This is a genomic window from Paenarthrobacter sp. NPDC089307, assembly GCF_040685055.1.
In the GTDB taxonomy this organism is placed as follows: Bacteria; Actinomycetota; Actinomycetes; order Actinomycetales; family Micrococcaceae; genus Arthrobacter.
In genome coordinates this window covers 260,240-281,699 of record NZ_JBFBHE010000006.1, presented here as the reverse complement: position 1 = coordinate 281,699, position 21,460 = coordinate 260,240, and the positions used below count along the sequence as shown (strand labels likewise).

Sequence of the window (21,460 nt, the reverse complement as noted above, 5' to 3'; positions counted from 1 at the left end):
AGACCACATGGCCGTATATGAACACGCGGGGACGCCGCAAGGCGCTCGCGGGACGGCGAGGGGGAAGCAATGAGCGCCATCGGCGAACTCTCATCGATGACCCGCCGCAAGGGCCCCATGACCAAGGAAGAGAAGAAGGCGAACGGCCGCGACAACAAGGCCGCCTATGTCTTCCTTCTTCCATGGCTGCTGGGCCTGGCGGTCATCACAGTGGGCCCCATGCTCATGTCGTTGTACCTGTCCTTTACGGACTACAACCTCCTGCAGCCGCCCGAATGGGTGGGCCTGGACAACTTCGTCCGCATGTTCGGCGACGCCAGGCTTCACAATTCGCTGCGGGTCACGTTCACGTATGTCCTGGTGGGTGTTCCCCTCCAGCTCGCGGTTGCCCTGGTGATTGCGCTGGTGCTGGACAAGGGGCTGCGCGGCTTGCCGTTCTATCGCTCCATCTTCTACTTGCCCTCACTCCTGGGTGGCTCGGTGGCCGTTGCCATCCTGTGGAAGCAGATTTTCGGTACCACCGGCCTGGTAAACCAGGTGCTCGCGATGCTCGGCATTGAGGGTCCTGGATGGATCTCTGATCCCAACACGGCCCTGGGTTCCATCATCCTGCTGCACGTCTGGACTTTCGGCAGCCCGATGATCATCTTCCTGGCCGGCCTGCGCCAGATCCCCGTGATGTACTACGAAGCCGCGAAAGTGGACGGCGCCACCACCCTCCAGCAGTTCTGGCGGATCACGCTTCCCATGCTGAGCCCCATCATCTTCTTCAACCTGGTGCTGCAGATCATCGGCTCGTTCCAGTCGTTCACCCAGGCGTTCATCGTCTCCGGCGGCAACGGTGGCCCGTCGGATTCCACCATGTTCTTCACCCTGTACCTGTACCAAAAGGGCTTCGGCCAGTTTGATATGGGCTACGCCTCAGCGATGGCCTGGTTCCTGCTGGTCATCATCGGTGTCTTCACTGCCATCAACTTCATCGCTTCAAAGTATTGGGTGTTCTACGATGACTAAACTCCAGACCCTCCCCGCCGCCAGCGGCAATCCCACCCCCAAATCCGGCAAGAACCCTCGCCGTCGTGAATCCCGCGGAAGCCTGGCCTTCAGCCGCAGCGCCCGCATCAAAGGCCTGATCAAGCACATCATCCTGATCATCGTTGGTGGCGTGATGATCTACCCGCTGCTGTGGATGGTCATTTCCTCACTGCGGCCGAACGACCTCATTTTCCGTGAGCCCGGCCTGTGGCTGAACAGCCTGGAAATGAGCAATTACACTGACGGCTGGTCAGCGCTGACGCACCCGTTCGGGCACTACATGATCAACTCGGCGATCGTGGTGCTGGGTTCGATCGTGGGAAACCTGGTCTCGTGCTCCATGGCCGCCTACGCCTTCGCCCGCCTGCAGTTCACCGGCAAGAAGCTGTTCTTCGGCATCATGCTGCTGACCATCATGCTGCCGTTCCACGTGGTGATCGTGCCCCAGTACATCCTCTTCTCCCAGATCGGCTGGGTGAACACCTTCTGGCCGCTGATTGTGCCCAAACTGCTGGCCACGGACGCGTTCTTCGTGTTCCTCATGGTCCAGTTCATCCGCGGTATTCCCAAGGACCTTGACGAGGCCGCCCGCATTGATGGCGCCGGCCACCCCCGCATCTTCCTCCGGGTCATCCTTCCGTTGATGGTTCCGGCACTGGCCACCACCACCATCTTCACCTTCATCTGGACCTGGAACGACTTCTTCGGAGCCCTGATCTACCTGACGGACCCGGACATGTTCACGGTGCCGGTTGCCCTGCGCGCCTTTGTGGACTCGCAGTCGGCCACCAGCTGGGGATCGCTCTTCGCGATGTCCATCGTGTCCCTCCTGCCGGTCTTCCTGGTGTTCCTTTTCGGCCAGAGGTTCCTCATCAAGGGCATCGCCACCACCGGTATCAAATAGCGGGAGGTTCCCGCCTTGAGGGGGCGGAACACTCCCACCTGGCGGAATCCCGCCGTCTAAGTTCGCCATGACAGGAACAAGCACGTATCTTGTAACACAAGAATGTGACTTGTATCATAAATCTACGCAAGAAAACGCTTTCTCACTTCCTCGCATCGAGATCAACGAAGATCGGAGTCACAAGTGCCCGCATATCCAGAGGGTGAAGCAGTCGCCCCCGCTGCAGCAAAAACAACAGGAGGTTCCTTGGTTGCCAAGGCCACACGTACCAAGCGCAAGCTCCGTGCCTCCGCCCTGATCGCCGCCACGGCCGCCGCCGTCCTCGCACTCACGGCCTGTGGAGGAGGTTCGGAGGCGAAGAGCGCCGATGGCAAAGTGGAGCTCCGCTTCTCCTGGTGGGGTGGCGACAAGCGGGCACAACTGACGCAGGAAGCCATCAAGGCGTTCGAAGCCGAGAACCCCAACATCACCATCAAGGCCGAGTACGGCGACTGGTCGGGATACTGGGACAAGCTGGCTACCCAGGTGGCTGCCAACGACGCTCCGGACATCATCCAGATGGACGAAAAGTACATCACCGAGTACTCCACGCGCGGTGCGCTGCTTGACCTTTCCAAGTACAAGATCGACACCTCAAAGCTCGATGAAGCTGCGCTGAATGCGGGCAAGGGCGAGAAGGGCCTCACGGGTATCGCGGCCGGCATCAACGCAGCCACCATCCTCGCCAACCCTGCAGTGTTCCAGGCCGCGGGTGTTCCCCTCCCGGACGACAAGACCTGGACCTGGGAGGACTTCGAGCGTATCGCTGCGGAGGTGACGGCAAAGTCGCCCAAGGGCACCTACGGTGCTGCGGCCTATGGCACGGATGAGGCATCCCTTGGCGTGTGGCTGCGACAGAATGGAAAGTCGCTGTACACGCAGGACGGGAAGCTTGGCTTCGAGCCCTCCGACATCAAGGGCTACTGGGAGTTCCTCAAGGACATGAGCGACAAGAAGGCTGTGCCCTCGGCGTCGGAAATCGTTGAAGCGGAGGCGGCACCGCTGGACCAGAGTGGGCTCGCAACCGGCAAGAACGGCATGGCTTTCTGGTGGTCCAACCAGCTCCCCGCCCTGGAGAAGGCAGCCGGTGGAGAACTCCAGATCCTCCGGTTCCCGTCCAAGACGGGCAAGGCTGATGATGCCGGTCTTTGGTACAAGGCCTCACAGTTCTGGTCTGCGTCCTCACGGACCAAGCACCCTGAAGAAGCTGCCAAGTTCATCGACTTCCTGACCAACAACGTCAAGGCCGGCGAGATCCTGCTGGCAGACCGCGGCGTCTACCCGAACTCCGACGTCCGCGAAGCAATCGCACCCAAGTTGGCCAAGGCCGACGTCAAGGTTGTGGACTTCATCAGCTCCATCAAGGACGAGCTCGGCGACGCGCCGGCTGCTCCGCCGAAGGGCGCCGGTGCCATCCAGGAAATCATCAAGCGTTACACCTCGGAGGTCATGTTCAACAGGCTTTCGGCGGAAGAAGCGGGCAAGAAAGCCGTGGACGAAATGAAGTCCGCCATCAGCTAGCTACCCCCGGGTACGAACCGCGCCCCGGGTTGGTCGATTATGGCCAACCGGGGGCGCTTTTCGTTGTCTGCCCACCTTGCCTGGGTCAGTTTTCCGCGATGACGGCCACCGCTCCGGCGGGAACCACGCCGCTGAAACGCCCGCCGCTGAGGAGGTCGTCGCCGTCGGCCTTCACGGTTGCGTCCTCGGTGCCATGGTTGATGGCGAACAGGAAGGTGCGGCCGTCGTCCGCCGTGCGCCGCGAAAGCTCGACGCCGGTGGAAGCCTCGGTCACGGACCTCACCCCGGCTTCTTCCACAAGCCGCGCGGTCAGAGAGTCGATCCCGGCTGCGTCCGGGAGTGTTGCGAGGTACCACGCTGAACCCGCCCCGACGCTGTTCCGGGTTACGGCGGGGACACCCTCCAGCGGGTAGTTGGTGAACGTCGCCTCCACATGGGTGTCCGGTCCCGCATGGACGTGCTCGCTCCACACGGAGCCAACGGTTCCATCGCTCAGGGTAAGCGTGGTGCCGGGGAACAGCGGGTGGAATTCCTCGGTGCGGATCCCCAGCAGATCCCGGAACGCGCCCGGGTAGCCGCCCAGGCGAACGTGGTCCCTTTGGTCAACGATGCCGCTGAAATAGCTGACCAGGACCGTGGCTCCGGCCTCCGCTGCTGCAGCGATCGAGGCCGCCGCCGCGTCCGTCACGGAGTACAAGGTGCACACCAGGATCAGGTCGTAGCCGGACAGGTCCGTGGTCGGATGGACGAAGTCCACGGTGATTCCGCGGAGGTAGAGCGCCCGGTGGAATGCCCGCATGGTGTCCAGGTACCTCAGTGAATTGCTTGGATGTGAATCGAGTTCCGAAGCCCACCATGCCTCGTAGTCGAAGACGATGGCCACGTTGGAGGTGACCCGCGAACCTTTGACGGGTTCGAGCTTCGACAGGGCCTGCCCGAGATCCACCACGTTCCTCCACACCTGCGTGTCGCGGCCGCCGTGGGGGACCATGGCGGAGTGGAATTTCTCCGAGCCTGCCTTGCTTTGCCGCCATTGGAAGAACATCACGGCATCGGCGCCGCGGGCTACGTGGGTGAGTGAGTTGCGCAGCATTTCGCCGGGCATTTTGGGCTGGTTGTGTGGCTGCCAGTTGACCGCCGACGTCGAGTGTTCCATGAGGATCCACGGCATGCCGCCCGCCACTGCGCGGGTGAGGTCGGAGCTGAAGGCCAGTTCGATGTGGCGCTCGGGGTCTGCGGCCACCAGGTAGTGGTCGTTGGCCACCACGTCCATGTCCTTGGCCCAATCGAAGTAGTCCAGCGTCTTGGTGGCGCTGGAGACCATGAAGTTGGTGGTGGCCGGTATTGCCGGCGTGACTTCCCGGAGGACTGCCAGCAGTTCGCGATAGTAGTCGATGAAGACCCACGAATTGAATCGGGCGAAGTCCAATTGCTGGCCGGGGTTCAGGGTGGTGGGAGCAGGCCCCGGTGGGATGATCTCGTCAAAGGACGCGTAGTGCTGGGACCAGAACGCCGTTCCCCAGGACTCGTTGAGCTCCTCAATGGAGCCGTACCGGCGCTCGAGCCAAGCCCTGAACGCGGCGGCGTCTTCTTCGCCGTGGAACTCGCCAACGTGGCAGCCGAGTTCATTGTCCACGTGCCATAGCGCCAGGGCCGGGTGGTCTTTGTAGCGTTCAGCGATCACGCGCGTCATGGTGGTGGCGTACCTGCGGTACACGGCTGACGACGGCGTGTAGTGGCGTCGCGAGCCCCGCTCAAGTCGTGTTGCTTCCGCAGTCACGGGCAGGATTTCGGGGTATTTACGGGCCAGCCACGCCGGGGGAGACGCGGTGGCCGTAGCCAGCGCCACCTTGATCCCGGCGCCGTGGAGGTTGTCCATCACGTCGTCCAGCCAGCCGAAATCGTAGTTGCCTTCGGAGGGTTCAAGCAGTCCCCAGGAGAATATGCCGACGCTCAGGAAGTTGACGCCGGCTTCCTTCATGAGCTCGATGTCCTCCAGGCGCACGTGCTCCGGCCACTGTTCCGGATTGTAGTCACCGCCGTACGCAAGGCCGTCCAAGCGGCCCCAAACAGAGGGATGGCGGGGTGTTTCCGGGGAGGTCATAGGGACTCCTTCGTCGGGTTGGCGGATCTTGCTGGCGGTCGCGTGCGGGAAACGTTGGAAAACCCAAGGGTTTGGAAAACGCTTGCCCAGATTCTCCATTGGGGCTATTGTATCGATTCAGAACGAGTGTAAGCGAGATCACTGCCACGTTGCAGAAACTCTCAGGAACTTGCACCAACTGAGCAAGGAGGCTCTCATGATCGATAGAAGGAAATTCCTCACCACGGTGGCTCTCGGCACTGCATCTGCCGCGTTCCTCTCTGCCTGTGGCCAGTCTTCAGCCCAGTCCAAGGCAGGCTCCGCGGACAACCCCGTCACCATCAACTACACGTGGTGGGGCAACGACGACCGTGCGGAGCGTACCCGCAAGGCCATTGCCTTGTTCGAGTCCAAAAACCCCGACATCAAGGTCAACGGTAACTTCACCGACTTCGCCGGCTACTGGCAGAAGCGGGCAACGGAAGCTGCAGGCGGCGGCCTGCCGGACGTCATGCAGTGGGATCTCTCCTACTTGCGGGACTACGGCCAGCGGAACCAACTCCTGGACCTGGGGACCGTCAAGATCAACACCGACGCTTTCGACAAGTCACTCCTTCCTTCCGGCCAGATCCGTGGCAAGACCTACGGCATCCCCACCAGCACCAACGCCTTTGCCGTCTACTACGACCCCGCCAAACTCCAAAGCCTGGGGGTCGCAGAGCCCGATGGCCAGTGGACCTACAAAGAGTTCAACGCCTTCATGGCCGAAGTTGGACAGAAGAGCAACGGCGCCTTGTTCGGTGGCACGGACTACACGGGCGTGTGGTGGATGTTCAACATCTGGCTGCGCCAGAACAACATCCAGGCCTTCACGAATGAAGGAAAACTGGGCTTCACCAAGGACGACCTCAAGAAGTGGTGGAACACCTCGGCAGGGCTGAGGGGCACTCCCGCGCTGGTTCCCGAAGAGCGCGTCACCCAGCTCGCACCCAAGTCCGCCATGGGTTCCAACGTCACTGCAAGCGAGGTCACCTGGGACAACTTCATGGCCGGTTACCTGGGCGACAGCGGAGCCAAGGAACTCAAGCTGGTGCCCGTCCCCTCCGATGACCCCGACAACCTGGGCCTCTTCCTCAAGCCGTCCATGCTGATGGTGGCCAGTGCCAAGACCAAGTACAAGGATGCTGCCGCCCGCTTCATCGACTTCATGGTGAACGACCCCGAAGTCGGCCAGATCTTCAAGACATCCCGCGGCGTACCGGCGTCGAAGACCCAGCGTGACGGGACCACCTTCGAAGGCACAGACAAGCTGGTTGTGGACTACGAGAAGTCCATCGAGAAGTACCTCAAGGACGCTCCGGAGCCGCCCATTGTGGGTTTCGGGACCCTGGAAGCCTCCTTCAAGCGCGTCAGCTCAGACCTGAACTACGGCAAGCTAAGCATCGACGGCGCAGCCGATGCTTGGTTCAAGGAAGCCGAAGACCTCATCAAGCAGAACGCCTGATACAGGCTTTCCCGATACTGACGGACCGATCCCGTGACTCAAAGCCCAACCCTGAGCAGGCGTTCCCAGACGTCCGCGTCCCTGCAACCGCGCAAGCCGCGGCGGCGCGGGGCGGACACCCGCGCCGGCTACACCTTCCTGCTTCCCTGGCTGCTGGGATTCATCGCCCTGACTGTGGGCCCGATGATTTCCTCGCTCTACCTTTCCTTCACCAACTACAACCTCTTTGATGCCCCCAAATGGATAGGCTTCGATAACTACGCCACCCTCTTCCAGGATGAGAGATTCCTCCAGTCCGTGGGTGTGACCCTGAGCTACGTCGTGTTCGGTACTCCACTGAAGCTCGCGGCGGCCCTCGCGGTCGCCATGCTGTTGAACAGCAAGCGAAAAGGCCAGGGCTTCTACCGCTCGGCCTTCTACGCACCGTCCTTGATCGGTGCCTCGGTTTCGATCGCGATCGTCTGGAAGGCCATGTTTGGCGATTCCGGTCCCGTGGATGAAAGCCTGTCATTCTTCGGCATCAACCTCGGCGGCTGGGTAGGCAACCCGTCCATGACCATGCCCATGATGATCCTGCTGACCGTCTGGCAGTTCGGCGCCCCGATGGTAATCTTCCTGGCCGGCCTCAAGCAGATCCCTGCGGATCTCTACGAGGCAGCATCGATGGACGGGGCAGGCCCTTTCCGCAAGTTCATGAACATCACCTGGCCCATGCTTTCCCCGGTGATCTTCTTCAACCTGCTCATGGAAACCATCCACGCGTTCCAGATCTTCGCCTCTGCCTACATCATCTCCAACGGTGAAGGCGGCCCGGCAGGCTCAACCCTCTTCTACACCCTCTACCTGTACTTGCGCGGTTTCAGCGATTTCCGGATGGGCTACGCCTCGGCGATGGCCTGGCTCCTGGTTGTCGTGGTCGGCATCATCACGCTGATCTTCTTCAAGACCTCCAAGTCCTGGGTCCACTACAGCGGTGATTCAAAATGACAACCACGGCAACTCCCATCCAATCCTCGCCCAGCACTCCGGTTCCGGCCTACAACCCGAAAGCCGAATCCGGGACCGCCAAACGGATCAAGAGCGTCATCTTCCACATCGTTGCATTGGGCCTGGTGGCGATGGTGCTCTACCCGGCACTGTGGATGATCGCCTCGGCCTTCAAGCCGAACTCGGAAATCGGCGGCGCAAACAACGCACTGTGGTCCAGCAACTTCAGCCTGGACAACTTCGTCACGGCCATGGAGGGAATCGGTGGCGTCTCCACGCTGACGTTCTTCACCAACTCCCTGATCCTGGCCGTGGGTGCTGTTGTGGGCACTGTCCTCTCGGCCAGTGTCTCGGCCTATGCGTTCGCCCGGATCAACTTCCCGGGCCGCGGGGTGTTCTTCGGCATGATGATCGCCACGCTCTTGCTGCCGTTCCACGTGGTGATCATCCCGCAGTACATCGTGTTCCAGCAGCTGGGCCTGGTGGACACCTACGTGCCGTTGCTGATCGGCAAATTCCTGGCCGCCGATGCGTTCTTCGTGTTCCTCATGGTCCAGTTCATGCGGGGACTTCCGGCTGAACTGGATGAAGCGGCGCGCATCGATGGTGCAGGGCACGTGCGGATCTTCCGGTCCATCATGCTGCCGTTGATGAAGCCCGCCCTGATCTCGACGTCCATCTTTTCCTTCATCTGGAGCTGGAACGACTTCCTCGGGCCGCTGCTCTACCTGAACACCCCGGAAAAATATCCGCTTCCCTTGGCATTGCGGCTCTTCGTGGACCAGACCCAGAGCTCGGATTACGGAGCCATGATCGCCATGTCGGTCCTGGCGCTGCTGCCCGTGTTGGTGTTCTTCCTGGTCTTCCAGCGCTACATCGTCGAAGGCGTTTCAACGCAGGGCCTCAAGGGCTAGGGAGCAACAAGAGATGAGCACCATGGACAGTACCGGTACGTCCCCGGCGAAACCCGGGATCCCGGTCAACCGTTTCGCCCTCTTCGCCGAGACCATCCTGGCGGGAGTCATCGTGCTCCTCCTTTCCATCCCCTTGGTGACGGCGCCGGCTGCCTACGCGGCCGGCGTCGCGCACCTGGAAAGGCACCTCAGCGGCAGGGACGATTCGCTCCGCAGCCTGTGGGGCAACTTCCGCAGGGCGCTGCCCGGCAGTTGGAAGCTGGGAATCACGACGGCGGCAGCCGGCGTCGTGATGGTCCTGAACCTGATGCTCGCACTGGTTGGTCAGCTGCCCGGCGGTGCAGTGGTCCTGCCGGCCACCCTGGTCCTGGCGGGGTTGGGCGCTGTGCTCTTGCTGAGGACAGTCGCAAACTGGAGCGGTGCGGTCCAATGGGAAGGCGGGGAAGCAACGTCCGCAGACTCCGCCCCGCGTGAACGGTGGGCCTTGGCGTATTCCACCGCCAAGGAGGAATCGCTCAGGGACTGGAGCGGCTCGCTTCTCCTGCTCGCCGCCGTCTTCATGGCCGTGGTGTTCGTGTGGATGCTGCAGGCTCTTTTCGTCATCGTTCCCGGAACCCTGATCCTGGCCGCCGCGGCCGTCAAAATCCGTTCCCACCCCAGTAGATGACCACCACGCTGAAATGAGCAGACCACCCCGTGTCCCCGCGCCCCCTTGCACGACGCTCTACTTCTCGCAGTCCCGGCACTTCACGCGGTCCATCCACCGAGAGCTGGCACTATCCGCTGCGGCACCATAACTACCGGATCTTCGTGGCGCTCTCACTGGTGGGCAGCGGCGGGGTGTGGATGCAGCGGCTCGCCCAGGACTGGTTGGTTCTCCAGCTCACGGGCAGTCCGGCCGCAGTGGGCCTCGCGGTGGCCCTCCAGTTCCTTCCCATGTTGGTGGTGGGACCCATCAGCGGGGTCCTGGTGGACCTTTTTCCCAAGCGCCGCATTCTGCTGGCCTGCCAAACGGTGGCCGCCTTGCTCGCGGCGGGTCTGGCAGTTTGGAATGCGACGGGTGGCAGCGACGTCTGGGTGGTCTACGTTTCCTGCATAGCCCTGGGCATTACCAGCGCCATTGACGGCCCTGCCCGGCAGGTTTTCGTCAACGAGGTGGTGGGCGATGCCGGCCTCCCCGCAGCCATCGGATTGAACAGCGCAATCGGCCAATTGGGTGCCATGGCGGGTCCAGCCCTTGCCGGTGTCATCATTGCCCACGCCGGTCCTGCGGCGGCTTTCGCCGGTAATGCCTGCCTTGGTGTGGCTGTCCTGGCCATGATCGCCGCCATCAGGCCCGGCGAACTGCATCAATCCCCGGCGGCTTCGGAACCTACGGCCCGAAAAGGCCGGATACTCGCTGGCTTCCGCTTCGTCCGGGCCCGCCCGCCGCTCCTGTTGACCATGCTCCTGGCCGGATTGCTCGGTGCCTTCGGTATGAACGGCCCTGTGGTCCTGGCCGCGTTCGCGGACAGGGTGTGGCACAGCGGCCCGGCCGGATTCGGCCTGTTCAACACGGTCAGTGCTTTGGGCGCGTTGGCCGGGGCGCTGGTGGCCACCAGGATCAAGCGATTCGGCCGGAAGGGGATCGTAGCCAGTGCAGGCCTTTTCGGACTGACGCAATTGCTCGCGGCAGTGATGCCCACGCAGGAACTCTTTGTTGTGATGCTCGTGGTGGTGGGCTTCATGACCCTCGTTTTCCTCACCAGCGCGGCCACTGCGGTGCAGCTTGAGGCCGGCGCGCATGTCCGCGGAAGGGTTTTGGCCCTCTACTTCCCGCTGCTCCTGGGCGGACACGCGCTGGGTGGCCTGCTTGCCGGGTGGCTCACCGAGGACTTCGGCGTCAGGACCGGGCTGGTGGTCACGGGCGCCTTGGGCATGGCCTCCGCCGCGGTCATTGGCCTGCTGATGTGGCGGATCGGGCGGCTCAGCGTCCGGCCGTGACCAGGTCCTCGATCTCCTGACGGTCCAGGATGCCATCACTGATCCAGACAGTGTTGCTTCGCGTGAGCGGCTCACCGGCAGCGAGTTCCACGGCCTTGTCCCACGCCAGGGCCGAACCTACTGCCGGATAACCGTCACGCCGGACGAACCATGGGTCCGCCGACTCCAACGGTGCCGCGAACACCAAAGTGGCAGGGCCGCCGTCGAACTCCCCAGCCCATGCCAGCCACGGCGAAACGGAACCGTGCACGGCTGATTCGCCATCGGCCGTGGAGGAGAAGACGCGCGCCGAGGAGCTGGCGGGTAACCGCCAGAAGAACCCGCCGTATCCGCTGCCGTCCGCACCGTGCGAGCCCGGGCTGCCCAGCGAGGTATTGACGACGGCGGTGAGCTGGGTCTGGATGTCAAGGCGCCATATGCGGGGACTGCTGACGGAGCGTTCGAAAGTGCGGCGTTCCTGGAGGAGGAGGCTGCCGTCGGCGCCGAACCAGTCCAGTTCCAACGTGGTGCGGTCCGTTTCGCGGGCGACTCCAGCGACCTCGATCCGGCCATGGTCGTGGAGGTCGACGTACTTTCCTGCGGTCCTTCGGTAGCTGCGACCTCCCCAGAAGTTGCTCCCGTTGACGTCCTGCAACGCGAAACCAGCGCCGAGGTGCCAGACGTGGTCCGACGCAAGGTGGTCGGTCACCACGGTTCCGGAGGGCGTGCCCACAGGGTGCAGGTACGGCCTGGGCGAGAGCCAGGACTCGAGGCCCCTTCCATTCCGCAGGACAGCGCCGCCCGCGCCGCCGGCTGAGGTGTCGCTGCCGAAAAGAGGTTCCGCGCCCGATGCGGCGGGGCGTGCCCAGGGAAGTCCCAGTTCCGCGAAGGTGGCGTGGGCGCGGGTTGCCCGTTCCACGGCATCCTGGATGCCCCGGATCACAGCGTGGGCCTGATCGCCTGTTCCTACCCAGTCCACATGGTCGGAAGCGATCAGCCGGGGCGGTTCTGCGGTACGGATGGACTCCACCACGCGCATGAACGCGCCACTGTGGCTGAGCGGGCTGATGAGCTGTGCTCCCGTGGCGAGGTGTTGAAGCAGGTTCTCCGTCAGGTCGTCGCGGCCGAATACCCGGGTGGTTTCACCGGCCTCGGTGGTCACCACTACGCGGTCCTCCGTGTAGTGGAAGACGGCTGTTCCCTCCGTACCTTGCAAAGTGACGTATGGTTCCACCGACTCGGCCGAGCAGAGGGTGAGTGCGCAGGTGATCCGCAATCCGCTGTTGGTCCGCAGGCGGATCACCGAGGTGTCATCGGCTTCGATGTCGTTCGCGCGGTAGAGGTCTGTTTCCACGCTGGCCAGATCTTGTGCTTCCCGCGCGCCGGCAATGCGCAGCGCCGTTGCGATGGCGTGGGCCAGGGGGTTGGTGGCTACGCCATCAACCACGTCCACCCCGTCCAGGCTGCGCTTTCCGGCCCAGCGTGAGCGTTTGTAGTAAGCGCGGTCCCGGACCCAGCGGCCCGTCGCGGAGATTCCCTTCAGGGTGCCGATGCCGGGAAGATCTGCCGTGGAATCGCCGCCGGCCAGCTTCTCCAAGGCGGCCACGGCATGGGAACCAAGGCTTTGGAAGCCCACCTGGACGCTGCGGCCGGCGGCCGAGGCTGCTGCTTGGAGGCGAAGGAAGTCCGCCATCGACGCAACCGGAGGCTTCTCCAAATACAGGTCCGCATGGGAGGCCAGCGCGGACAACGCCAGCGGTGCGTGGGTCTGGATGGGTGTTGCCACAATGACGATGTCCGGGTGATGCTCTGCCGCCAGCAGCTCATCCAAGGTGGCGTGGACCGCCGTAGCCTCAGGCAGGGCTCCGGGTTCCGGGGGATTGGGGTCAGCCACAGCGACGAGTTCGACGTGTCCATCGGCGGAGAGCCGCTCGAGATTGTGCAAGTGGTGGGTGCCAAATCCGTGGACTCCAACCAAGGCGATCCTGGCTCGTGCCGGGGCGGTTCCGGATGCGGTCCGCGAGGGCGTGGGGCTGATCGTGGGCTCGATGGAGGGGGTGTCCATGGATCTCCTCTGCTGGCGCTGCAACGAAGGCGTATGACGTCGTCGTCGGATTCTTGTGGGGCGTTGTGGTTGACCCCAGACTACCTTCGGCAAGCGCTTTCCGAAAGGTGTGACTACTTGGCCCGGTGTGAATAACGGCCGAATGTAACGATTCAAGAAACTGCTTGACTCGAATATCCGGCCCGGTCTAAGTTGGCGGGAAAGCGCTTGCTAAGTGAGATGTGGCCCACACGGGTCGACCCCGGCTTTCAGGCAATGGCGGCTCATGCCGACCACTGTTGCCATGAAGGCAGGGCCTGTTCTGCAACGATGGAGAAGGGGGCGGACAATGACGCCTGATGGACTCGGCGCCCGGGCCTACACGTTCTTCGACACCCTGGTATGGATTGCCTGCCTGAATGTCCTGTGGATGGTTTTTACCGTTTTGGGTGGGGTGGTCTTCGGGGTGGGGCCCAGTACTGTTGCGGCGCACATCCTTGTGCGCTCCAGGGTCCGCGGCGAGGCCGCGCCACTCCTGCGACGGTTTGCGCGGGAGTATTTCCACAACTTTGCAAAGGGCAATGCCTTGGGTCTGCCCATCCTGGCCGTGGGTGTGGCGCTGGCCCTGAACTGGGCCTTCTTTTCAGCCGGATGGGATCTGGGATCGCAGATCGCCTCAGCGGGAATCCTGTTGGCCACCCTGTTCGTCGCCGGGACGCTCTGCTACGTCTTCCCGATGTTCGCCCGGTATGAGCTCACGGTTCCCCAGTATTTCCTGACGTCTTCGCGCTTCGCCATGCGCCACCTTGCGGGCACGGTCATCCTCCTGTTCGTGACGGCGGCCGCCCTGTTCGTTTGCCGCTCTGTTCCCGGACTGGTCCCCTTCTTCGGAGTGGGAGCCTGGCTTTACGTGACGGGCTGGCTGTGTGACAGGTTCTTCACGGCCAATGACCAGGTGATGGCCGGATCCGAGGCTGAGGCCGACGGTGGCCGCGGGCTCGCGCTATGGAGCGCTCCTGCCGGCTCGAAGGAGGCCAGTCTTGCCTGAGAGTGAACCCGCCCCGCGCACGGTGAAGCATCTCCTTCACCGGCCCCTGGATGTGCAGGAGCACGCTGAGGCCATTCGAAGTGCCTCAGCCACGATCGCTAGTGAAACGTATCAAGATGCGGATGGCCAGCACCTCTGGACCCTCAAAAGGTTCTACGGCGCACCGGACACCAACGCGTCGAACCCAAACAACCCCGAAGAAGTGGAGCAGGTAAGAAAATGATCCGTAAGAAACATACGCTGGCCGCCGCCGTCGTAGTCTCAGCTGCCCTGGCGCTGACCGCCTGCGGTGGCGAAGCACCGGCGTCGGACCTTTCCTCCGTCAAGATCATGGCGCCGTTCCTGGAGGCCCAGCCGCCCTCCGCCGACGGCGCCGTGCAGAAAAAGCTCGAAGAGCTGACCGGCAAGGACGTCAACATCACGTGGACGCCCAACGCGTCGTACGAAGACAAGATGAACATCACCTTGGCTTCCTCGGACATCCCGCACGTCCTGGTGGTCCAAGGCAAGACGCCGGGCTTCGTCAAAAACGCCGAAGCCGGTGCTTTCTGGGACCTGACGGACAAGCTGAAGGACTACCCGAACCTCAAAACCACGTTCCCGGAGGTCCAGCAGAACGCCAGCATCAACGGCAAGGTTTACGGCGTCTACCGGGGACGAAACCCCATCCGGGCCGCTGTCATGTTCCGCCAGGACTGGCTGGACAAGCTGGGGCTCAAAGCGCCTGAAACGGTTGAAGACCTTTACAAGGTGGCCAAGGCCTTCACCGAACAGGATCCAGACGGCAACGGGCAGAACGATACCTACGGAATCACCATCCCCAAGTGGGGCGCGTTGGGCACCAACAGCCCCTACGACCTCATCGAAACCTGGTACGGAGCCGGCAACCGCTGGACCGAGCGCGACGGCAAGCTGGTGCCCAGCTTCGAGACCGACGAATTCCTGGAAGCCGACCGCTTCATCAAGAAGATGGTGGACGAAAAGCTCATCAATCCCGATTTCGCCACCTACGACAGCACCAAGTGGAACGAGCCGTTCTTCAACGGCAAGGGCGGAATCATCATCGACGTCGACTCCCGCGTCAGCGTCCTGATCAACCTGTTCAAGCAGGCCAACCCCAACGACTTCCAGAACAAGGTGGGTTTCGTGGGCAGCTTGAAGGGTCCCGACGGGAAACTCCACGCACACCCCACCGACGGCTACTCCGGCTTCCTGGCAATTCCCAAGGCCAGCGTCAAAACCGAAGCCGACCTCAAGAACGTGCTCAGCTTCCTCGACAAGCTCAACAGCAAAGACGTTGCCATCCTCATGAACAACGGCATCGAGGGCGTGAACTTCACGGTGGAGGACGGCCTGGCCGCGACCATCAAGCCCGAAACTCCGGAAGGCAAAGCGGTCAACACCGATATCAAGAGCTTTGCCCAGTTGGGGACAAACGTCACGGGCAACAACTTCTACCCCGTCAAGCAGGCCTCCGAGTATGAGCAGAAGGTATTCGACGAGCGGACCGCCATCATGGCCGAGGACCTCAAGAGTGCTGTCTACAACCCCGCTGCCGCGTTCGTTTCGCCCACCTACGTTGCCAAGGGCGCGCAGCTGGACAACATCGTTGCCGACGCCCGCATCAAGTACCTCGCCGGCCAACTCGACGAACAGGGCCTGAAGGACGCCATCAAGCTGTGGAACACCAGCGGCGGTGACAAGGTCAAGGAAGAAATCAACAAGCTCTGGCAGGAAAACAAGAAGTGACAGCGCCGGTCGTTGAGGCCAAAGCGTCGGAGCGGGCGGCCAGCAAGCCCCCCGCCCCGGCGCGGCGGCGCGGATTTGCTGTCCACTTTGCGCACTACAAGTGGCTCTACCTCCTCCTGCTTCCGGGCGTGTTGTACTTCGCGATCTTCCGCTATGGACCCATGTACGGGGTATCCATTGCCTTCAAGGACTACGTACCGTTCCTCGGGGTCAACGGCAGCCCCTGGGTGGGATTCACCAACTTCACCGATTTCTTCGCCAACCCGGACTTCCCCCGGTTGCTGGCCAACACCCTGATCCTGGCGTTCCTGAACCTCGGGATCGCGTTTCCGTTGACCATCGTGCTGGCCCTGCTGCTCAATGAAGTCCGTTTGGCCGTGCTGAAGCGCACTGTCCAGACGCTCGTGTACATCCCCCACTTCCTGTCGTGGACCATCGTGGCGTCGTTGAGTTTCCTGCTGTTCGCCTTGGACATCGGGCCGTTGTTCCAGTTCGTCAACGGACTCTTCGGAACCAACGTGGATATCCTGTCCGACCCCAATTGGTTCAGGCCGCTGATCGTGCTCCAGGAAATCTGGAAGAACACCGGTTGGGGAACCATCATCTTCCTCGCCGCACTGGCCACAGTGGACCAGGACCAATATGAGGCGGCAATTATCGACGGCGCCGGCAGGTTCCGACGCGTCTGGCACATCACCCTCCCCGGCATCCGGTCCACGATCATCGTGATGCTCATTCTGGCGATCGGGCAGATGCTCAACACGGGCTTCGAGCAGATCTACCTCATGACCAACGCACTCAACCGCTCCGTGGCCGACGTCTTCGACACGTACGTGTACTTCGTGGGCATCACGCAGGGCGCCTACAGCTACAGCACCGCCGTCGGGCTTTTCAAGTCCGTGGTGGGCATCGTGCTGATCTTCGGCACCAACTGGCTGTCCAAGCGGTTCAACCAGAGCGGACTGTTCTAATGAAGATCCACAACACCCGCGGCGGCAGGGTCTTTGATGCCGCCAACTACGTCTTCCTGTCAGCAATCGGCATCATCACCCTGCTGCCGTTCGTGTACGTGATTGCAGGCTCTTTCGCGAACGAAGCGGAGATCACCCGGCGCGCGTTCTTCATCTGGCCGGAACAGTTCACCCTTGGCGCCTACGAGTACATTTTCTCCACGCCCGCGTTTACCCGTGCCCTGGTCACCACCGTCCTGGTGACCCTTGTGGGTACGGTGATCCAGCTGGTCCTGACCGTGACCATGGCCTACCCGCTTGCCAAGAAGAACCTCCGGGGCCGCAAGCTGATCATGTCCTTGGTGGTGTTCGCCATGGTGTTCTCCGGCGGCATGATTCCCACGTTCCTGCTGGTCAAGGACCTGGGCCTGCTCAACACCTACTGGGCCCTGATCCTCCCCGCTGCCATCAACCCGTTCAGCCTGATCATCATCAAGAACTTTTTCCAGGAATTGCCCGCCGAGCTGGAGGAGTCCGCCAAGATGGACGGTGCCACGGAAATCGGGATCCTCTGGCGGATCCTGTTGCCGCTGTCCAAGCCGGTGCTGGCCACATTTGCCCTGTTCTACGCCGTGGGTATCTGGAACGACTTCATGTCCCCGCTGCTCTACCTGAGCGATAACAACATGTGGACCCTGCAGATGTACCTCCGCCAAGTCACCGCAGCATCCGACCTCCTGGGCACCGGCAATGTGGATCCGTCGTACATCCCGCCGGAACAGGGGATCAAATTCGCGGTGATCGTCGTGGCAACCCTGCCCATCCTCATCTTCTACCCGTTCCTCCAGAAGCACTTCGCCAAGGGCATGCTGATCGGGTCGGTCAAGGGCTAGGCACGCTTGGCCCAGGTTCCTGAAAGGACAACCATGAAAATCCTCCTCGCCGGCGACTCCACTGTGGCTGCCTGCCCCAGCTACGAATATCCGATGAGCGGCTGGGGCGCCCACCTGGCGGCGGAGACCTACTGGTGGGGTGCCGTTCACAATTACGCCAAGGGCGGCGCTACCACGGAGTCGTTCAGGGAAGAGGGCCTCTGGCAGCAGTTGCTGCATCAGACCGTCCAGGCAGACGTGGTGCTCATCCAGTTCGGTCATAACGACCAAAAGCGTGAGCACCTTGCGGCGAGGACGGGCTATGCGGAAAACCTTCGCCGGATGGTGGCCGACGTGCGTGCCAAGGGCGGGGTGCCCATTCTGTGCACTTCCGTGGAACGCCGGCACTTCCTTGCCGGTCAACTGGAGCAGAGCCTTGGTGAGTATCCCGCCGTCGTGCGTGAACTGGGCGCCGAGCTGGGACTTGACGTCCTCGACCTCAACGCATGGACCCGCGACCTTTACCTGGAGCTGGGAGAGGAGGGGTCCAAGGAGCTCTTCTTCCATTTCGCTCCCGGGGCGCATGCGCATTGGGCCGGAGGTTTGGCGGACAACACGCACTTCCATGAGGCGGGTGCCAAACGGGTGGCCGCTTATGTCGCCGAACAGCTGGAAGCGCTGGGTTACGGCCTGGCCGCGCTCCCTTCCGGGGCACGCGCGTGACGTACACGAACCCCTTGCGGGGCCCTTCAGATGTGGCATCCTGGATCGCCGAAGGGCCGGTGCAGTTCGGAACGTTCGACGACGGCGGGCCCGGTCTTGGAGCCGACGGAACCAGTGCGCTGGTCCTGTCGGGTTCCCTCGACGGGGAAGAGCACGGTGACCATGCCCACTGGACCCTGTGGTGCCCCGAGAAGCTGCCCGACCACGTCCGCATCAGCTGGGAGTTCCTGCCGCTTGAGGAACCCGGGCTTGCCATGGTGTTCTTCGCGGCCCGGGGCCACGGGGGAGAGGACATTTTCTCCAAGGCCCTGGCCCCGCGGACCGGCTTTTATCCGCAGTATCACTCAGGGGATATCGATGCGCTGCACGTGTCCTATTTCCGGCACAAGTACGCCTCCGAGCGTGCCTTCAGGACCTGCAACCTGCGAAAGAGCGCGGGGTTCGAACTCGTGGCGCAGGGTGCAGATCCGCTCCCGCCGGCTGGGGATGCGGACGGTTTCTACCGGATGGAAGTGATCAAGGACGGTCCGCGGGTGTCCTTCGCCATCAATGAACTTCCGCTGTTTGCCTGGTTGGACCCCGCGCCTGTTCCGCTGGGTGGGGGCTATTTCGGCATCCGCCAGATGGCCCCGCTCAAGGCCGCGTACCGCAACCTGTCCATCAGCAATTTGTAGCCAGCCGCGCCTGTGGCCGAGCACACAAAACCATGACGTAGGATGTCCCCATGCCTCTCTTTGATCTCCCCCTCGAAGAACTCCGCGACTACACCTCAACAGCGGTCCCACCCGCAGATCTCGATGCTTTCTGGGACCGGACCATCGCCGAGGCCCGCGATGTACCACTGGACGCCGTGTTTGAGCCGGTGGACAACTACCTGGCCGTGATTGATTCATTCGACGTCACATTCTCCGGCTTCGGGGGAGACCGCATCAAAGGATGGCTGCATCTGCCCGCGCACCTTGAGCCTGGCACGCGGCTTCCCGTTGTGGTGGAGTACATCGGCTACTCCGGCGGCCGCGGCCTGGTCAACCAGAACACCCGCTGGGCACAGGCCGGCTACGCACACTTCGTCATGGACACCCGCGGCCAAGGCTACGGCGGTGTCTCGGGCGACACTCCGGACCCGCACCCTTCCGCCGGCGGGGTTGCCTTTGCAGGCTTGATGACCCGAGGTGCCGACCACCAGGACAACTACTACTTCAGGCGGGTCTACGTGGACGCCTTCCGTGCGGTGGAAGCGGCACAAAGCCATCCCGCCGTCGACCCTTCCCGCGTTGTCTTGACCGGCGTGAGCCAGGGCGGCGGCATTACCGTTGCCGCCGCGGGGCTGACGGCAGGGAGGCTCGACGGCGTCATCGCCGCACTGCCCGACGTCCCGTTCCTGCAGGACTTTCCGCGCGCGATAGACATCACCCCGCGCGGTCCGTACCCGGAGATTGCCTCCTTCCTCGGCAGGCACCGGGACCGCTACGAGTCGATGCTGTCCGTGCTGAACTACTTCGACGGCGTCCACCTGGGCAGGGCGGCGACTGTTCCGGCGCTGTTCTCCGTGGCGCAAATGGACGATATCTGCCCTCCGTCCACGGTCTTCGCCAGCTACAACAACTACGGGCTTTCTGCTGGGTCGCCTGAAAAGGACATCGAGGTATACCGCTTCAACAACCACGAGGGCGGCCAGGAACACCACTGGATCAAGCAGTTGCAGTTCCTCCGCAAACTTTTGTCATCATGACGGACGCGATTTGCCGGGTCTGGCCCGGGGTGGTTATGGTGTGGCTATGACAAACCGTTGGTATGCGTATTTTTCGTTGGCTCTGGAGGGGCCCGCGTCTAACTGACACGCATCCAACTTTCCTTCAGAGCCAGCAGGGCAGAGATGATTCTCTGCCCTTCGCCATATCCGGCGGGTTCTGAAAAGGGGCCCGCTCCGCATCCCGGACAGGACCCAGAAATGACCAGCATCGCCGCCGAATCCCCCTCGCTCGACTCCGCAGACTCTGCGCAGCCCGCCACCTCCAACCTTCGGGTGGCCCGCTTCGAGCCGCTTCCGGCACCACAGGACCTCATCGCGGAGTTGCCGCTGGACGCCCGCTCAGCTGCCGTCGTCGAGCGCGGCCGTGACCAGGTCCGCGCCATCATGGACGGAGTGGACGACCGTCTTCTGGTCATCGTGGGCCCGTGCTCCATCCACGATCCCAAAGCCGGCCTCGAATACGCACGGCGCTTGGTCAGCCAGGCCGAGAAGCACAAGGAAGACCTGCTGGTGGTCATGCGGACGTACTTCGAGAAGCCGCGCACCACGGTTGGCTGGAAGGGCCTGATCAACGATCCCCACCTGGACGGCAGCCACGACATCGCCGCGGGCCTCCGCGCAGCCCGCGGCTTCCTGAAGCAGGTCACCGCCCTGGGACTGCCTACCGCCACCGAATTCCTCGAACCCATCAGCCCGCAGTACATGGCTGACCTCGTTTCCTGGGGTGCGATCGGCGCCCGCACCACCGAAAGCCAGATCCACCGCCAGCTCGCCTCCGGCTTGTCCATGCCCATCGGCTTCAAGAACGGAACCGACGGCGACCTCCAGGTGGCCATCGACGCGTGTGGCGCCTCTGCCGCCGAGCAAGCCTTCCTGGGAATCGACGACGACGGCCGCGCATCTTTGGTTGCGACATCCGGCAACCCGGATACCCACGTCATCCTCCGTGGCGGACGCAAGGGGCCCAACTACGGAGCCGACGATGTTGCAGCTGCTTCCGCAAAGCTCGCCGCCAAGGGCTTGAACCCGCGACTGATCGTGGACGCAAGCCACGCCAACAGCGGCAAGAGCCATCACCGTCAGGCCGAGGTTGCGCTGGAAATCGGCGCCCAGCTGGAAGCCGGGGCTTCCTCTCCGATCGCCGGTGTGATGCTGGAGAGTTTCCTGGTGGGAGGGGCGCAGAACCTGGATACAGCCAAGCAGCTCTCCGGCGAGCAGGAACTTGTGTACGGCCAGAGCGTTACGGATGCCTGCATGGAATGGGGCGTCACGGCGTCGGTGCTGGAGCAGTTGGCTGCCTCTGCACGCAAGCGCCGGACTGTCTCTGGGGTTGCCTCGGGGGAGTAGGGTCCCACTTCCGGGGAAAGCTTTC

General features: G+C 62.7%; 19 protein-coding genes. 17 read left to right on the top strand and 2 right to left on the bottom strand.

What is annotated here, in order from left to right:
* Nucleotides 1–69 precede the first annotated feature (69 nt).
* The 3 genes from AB0N72_RS16705 to AB0N72_RS16695 all read left to right on the top strand — a co-directional run bounded on the left by AB0N72_RS16705 (nt 70) and on the right by AB0N72_RS16695 (nt 3,499).
* The gene (locus AB0N72_RS16705; protein ID WP_363932813.1) at nt 70–1,014 is read left to right on the top strand and encodes a sugar ABC transporter permease; all 945 of its coding nucleotides are present in this window, start codon (nt 70–72) and stop codon (nt 1,012–1,014) included.
* Nucleotides 1,007–1,939, top strand: a complete 933-nt coding sequence (locus AB0N72_RS16700; protein WP_363932816.1) for a carbohydrate ABC transporter permease — start codon at nt 1,007–1,009, stop codon at nt 1,937–1,939. The genes AB0N72_RS16705 and AB0N72_RS16700 overlap by 8 nt, the downstream gene beginning before the upstream one ends.
* Before the next feature lie 183 nt (nt 1,940–2,122).
* Complete coding sequence (locus AB0N72_RS16695; protein WP_363932818.1) at nt 2,123–3,499, top strand: extracellular solute-binding protein; 1,377 nt, start codon at nt 2,123–2,125, stop codon at nt 3,497–3,499.
* 85 nt (nt 3,500–3,584) lie between these two features.
* On the opposite strand, the gene AB0N72_RS16690 is transcribed toward AB0N72_RS16695, so the two are convergent.
* Nucleotides 3,585–5,603, bottom strand: a complete 2,019-nt coding sequence (locus AB0N72_RS16690) for a beta-galactosidase (RefSeq protein WP_363932821.1) — start codon at nt 5,601–5,603, stop codon at nt 3,585–3,587.
* Between the two features lie 196 nt (nt 5,604–5,799).
* Here AB0N72_RS16690 and AB0N72_RS16685 point away from each other — a divergent pair, with 196 nt between their 5' ends.
* The 5 genes from AB0N72_RS16685 (at nt 5,800) to AB0N72_RS16665 (ending at nt 10,970) form a co-directional block, all read left to right on the top strand.
* The gene (locus tag AB0N72_RS16685; RefSeq protein ID WP_363932823.1) at nt 5,800–7,086 is read left to right on the top strand and encodes an ABC transporter substrate-binding protein; all 1,287 of its coding nucleotides are present in this window, start codon (nt 5,800–5,802) and stop codon (nt 7,084–7,086) included.
* A 33-nt stretch (nt 7,087–7,119) separates the two neighbouring features.
* The gene (locus AB0N72_RS16680) at nt 7,120–8,073 is read left to right on the top strand and encodes a sugar ABC transporter permease (RefSeq protein WP_363932826.1); all 954 of its coding nucleotides are present in this window, start codon (nt 7,120–7,122) and stop codon (nt 8,071–8,073) included.
* Nucleotides 8,070–8,987 carry a carbohydrate ABC transporter permease gene (locus AB0N72_RS16675; RefSeq protein ID WP_363932828.1) on the top strand — a complete coding sequence of 306 codons (918 nt, stop codon included), beginning with the start codon at nt 8,070–8,072 and terminating at the stop codon, nt 8,985–8,987. Before AB0N72_RS16680 ends, AB0N72_RS16675 begins: the two co-directional genes overlap by 4 nt.
* Nucleotides 8,988–9,009: 22 nt before the next feature.
* A complete protein-coding gene (locus tag AB0N72_RS16670) occupies nt 9,010–9,654 on the top strand; it encodes a Poxvirus protein I5 (RefSeq protein ID WP_363933301.1) in 645 nt (214 codons plus the stop codon).
* 116 nt (nt 9,655–9,770) lie between these two features.
* Entirely contained in the window at nt 9,771–10,970 is a 1,200-nt protein-coding gene (locus AB0N72_RS16665; RefSeq protein WP_363933303.1) for an MFS transporter, read from the top strand.
* Here AB0N72_RS16665 and AB0N72_RS16660 read toward each other — a convergent pair.
* A complete protein-coding gene (locus AB0N72_RS16660) occupies nt 10,954–13,014 on the bottom strand; it encodes a DUF6807 family protein (RefSeq protein WP_363932831.1) in 2,061 nt (686 codons plus the stop codon). The genes AB0N72_RS16665 and AB0N72_RS16660 overlap by 17 nt on opposite strands.
* A 328-nt stretch (nt 13,015–13,342) precedes the next feature.
* Here AB0N72_RS16660 and AB0N72_RS16655 point away from each other — a divergent pair, with 328 nt between their 5' ends.
* The 9 genes from AB0N72_RS16655 to AB0N72_RS16615 all read left to right on the top strand — a co-directional run bounded on the left by AB0N72_RS16655 (nt 13,343) and on the right by AB0N72_RS16615 (nt 21,435).
* The gene (locus AB0N72_RS16655; protein WP_363932833.1) at nt 13,343–14,041 is read left to right on the top strand and encodes a DUF624 domain-containing protein; all 699 of its coding nucleotides are present in this window, start codon (nt 13,343–13,345) and stop codon (nt 14,039–14,041) included.
* Nucleotides 14,034–14,264, top strand: a complete 231-nt coding sequence (locus AB0N72_RS16650; protein ID WP_363932835.1) for a hypothetical protein — start codon at nt 14,034–14,036, stop codon at nt 14,262–14,264. The genes AB0N72_RS16655 and AB0N72_RS16650 overlap by 8 nt, the downstream gene beginning before the upstream one ends.
* On the top strand, nt 14,261–15,790 hold the full coding sequence (locus tag AB0N72_RS16645; protein ID WP_363932836.1) for an extracellular solute-binding protein: 1,530 nt from the start codon (nt 14,261–14,263) through the stop codon (nt 15,788–15,790). The genes AB0N72_RS16650 and AB0N72_RS16645 overlap by 4 nt, the downstream gene beginning before the upstream one ends.
* The gene (locus AB0N72_RS16640; protein ID WP_363932838.1) at nt 15,787–16,761 is read left to right on the top strand and encodes an ABC transporter permease subunit; all 975 of its coding nucleotides are present in this window, start codon (nt 15,787–15,789) and stop codon (nt 16,759–16,761) included. The genes AB0N72_RS16645 and AB0N72_RS16640 overlap by 4 nt, the downstream gene beginning before the upstream one ends.
* On the top strand, nt 16,761–17,633 hold the full coding sequence (locus AB0N72_RS16635; protein WP_363932840.1) for a carbohydrate ABC transporter permease: 873 nt from the start codon (nt 16,761–16,763) through the stop codon (nt 17,631–17,633). The genes AB0N72_RS16640 and AB0N72_RS16635 overlap by 1 nt, the downstream gene beginning before the upstream one ends.
* Before the next feature lie 33 nt (nt 17,634–17,666).
* Nucleotides 17,667–18,335, top strand: a complete 669-nt coding sequence (locus AB0N72_RS16630; RefSeq protein ID WP_363932841.1) for a rhamnogalacturonan acetylesterase — start codon at nt 17,667–17,669, stop codon at nt 18,333–18,335.
* Nucleotides 18,332–19,009 (top strand): DUF1961 family protein, encoded by a 678-nt coding sequence (locus AB0N72_RS16625; protein ID WP_363932844.1) that lies wholly within the window; start codon nt 18,332–18,334, stop codon nt 19,007–19,009. The genes AB0N72_RS16630 and AB0N72_RS16625 overlap by 4 nt, the downstream gene beginning before the upstream one ends.
* A gap of 50 nt (nt 19,010–19,059) precedes the next feature.
* Nucleotides 19,060–20,067, top strand: coding sequence for an acetylxylan esterase (locus tag AB0N72_RS16620; protein WP_363932845.1), 1,008 nt, complete (start codon nt 19,060–19,062; stop codon nt 20,065–20,067).
* Nucleotides 20,068–20,286: 219 nt separating this feature from the next.
* On the top strand, nt 20,287–21,435 hold the full coding sequence (locus AB0N72_RS16615; RefSeq protein ID WP_363932848.1) for a 3-deoxy-7-phosphoheptulonate synthase: 1,149 nt from the start codon (nt 20,287–20,289) through the stop codon (nt 21,433–21,435).
* Nucleotides 21,436–21,460 lie beyond the last annotated feature (25 nt).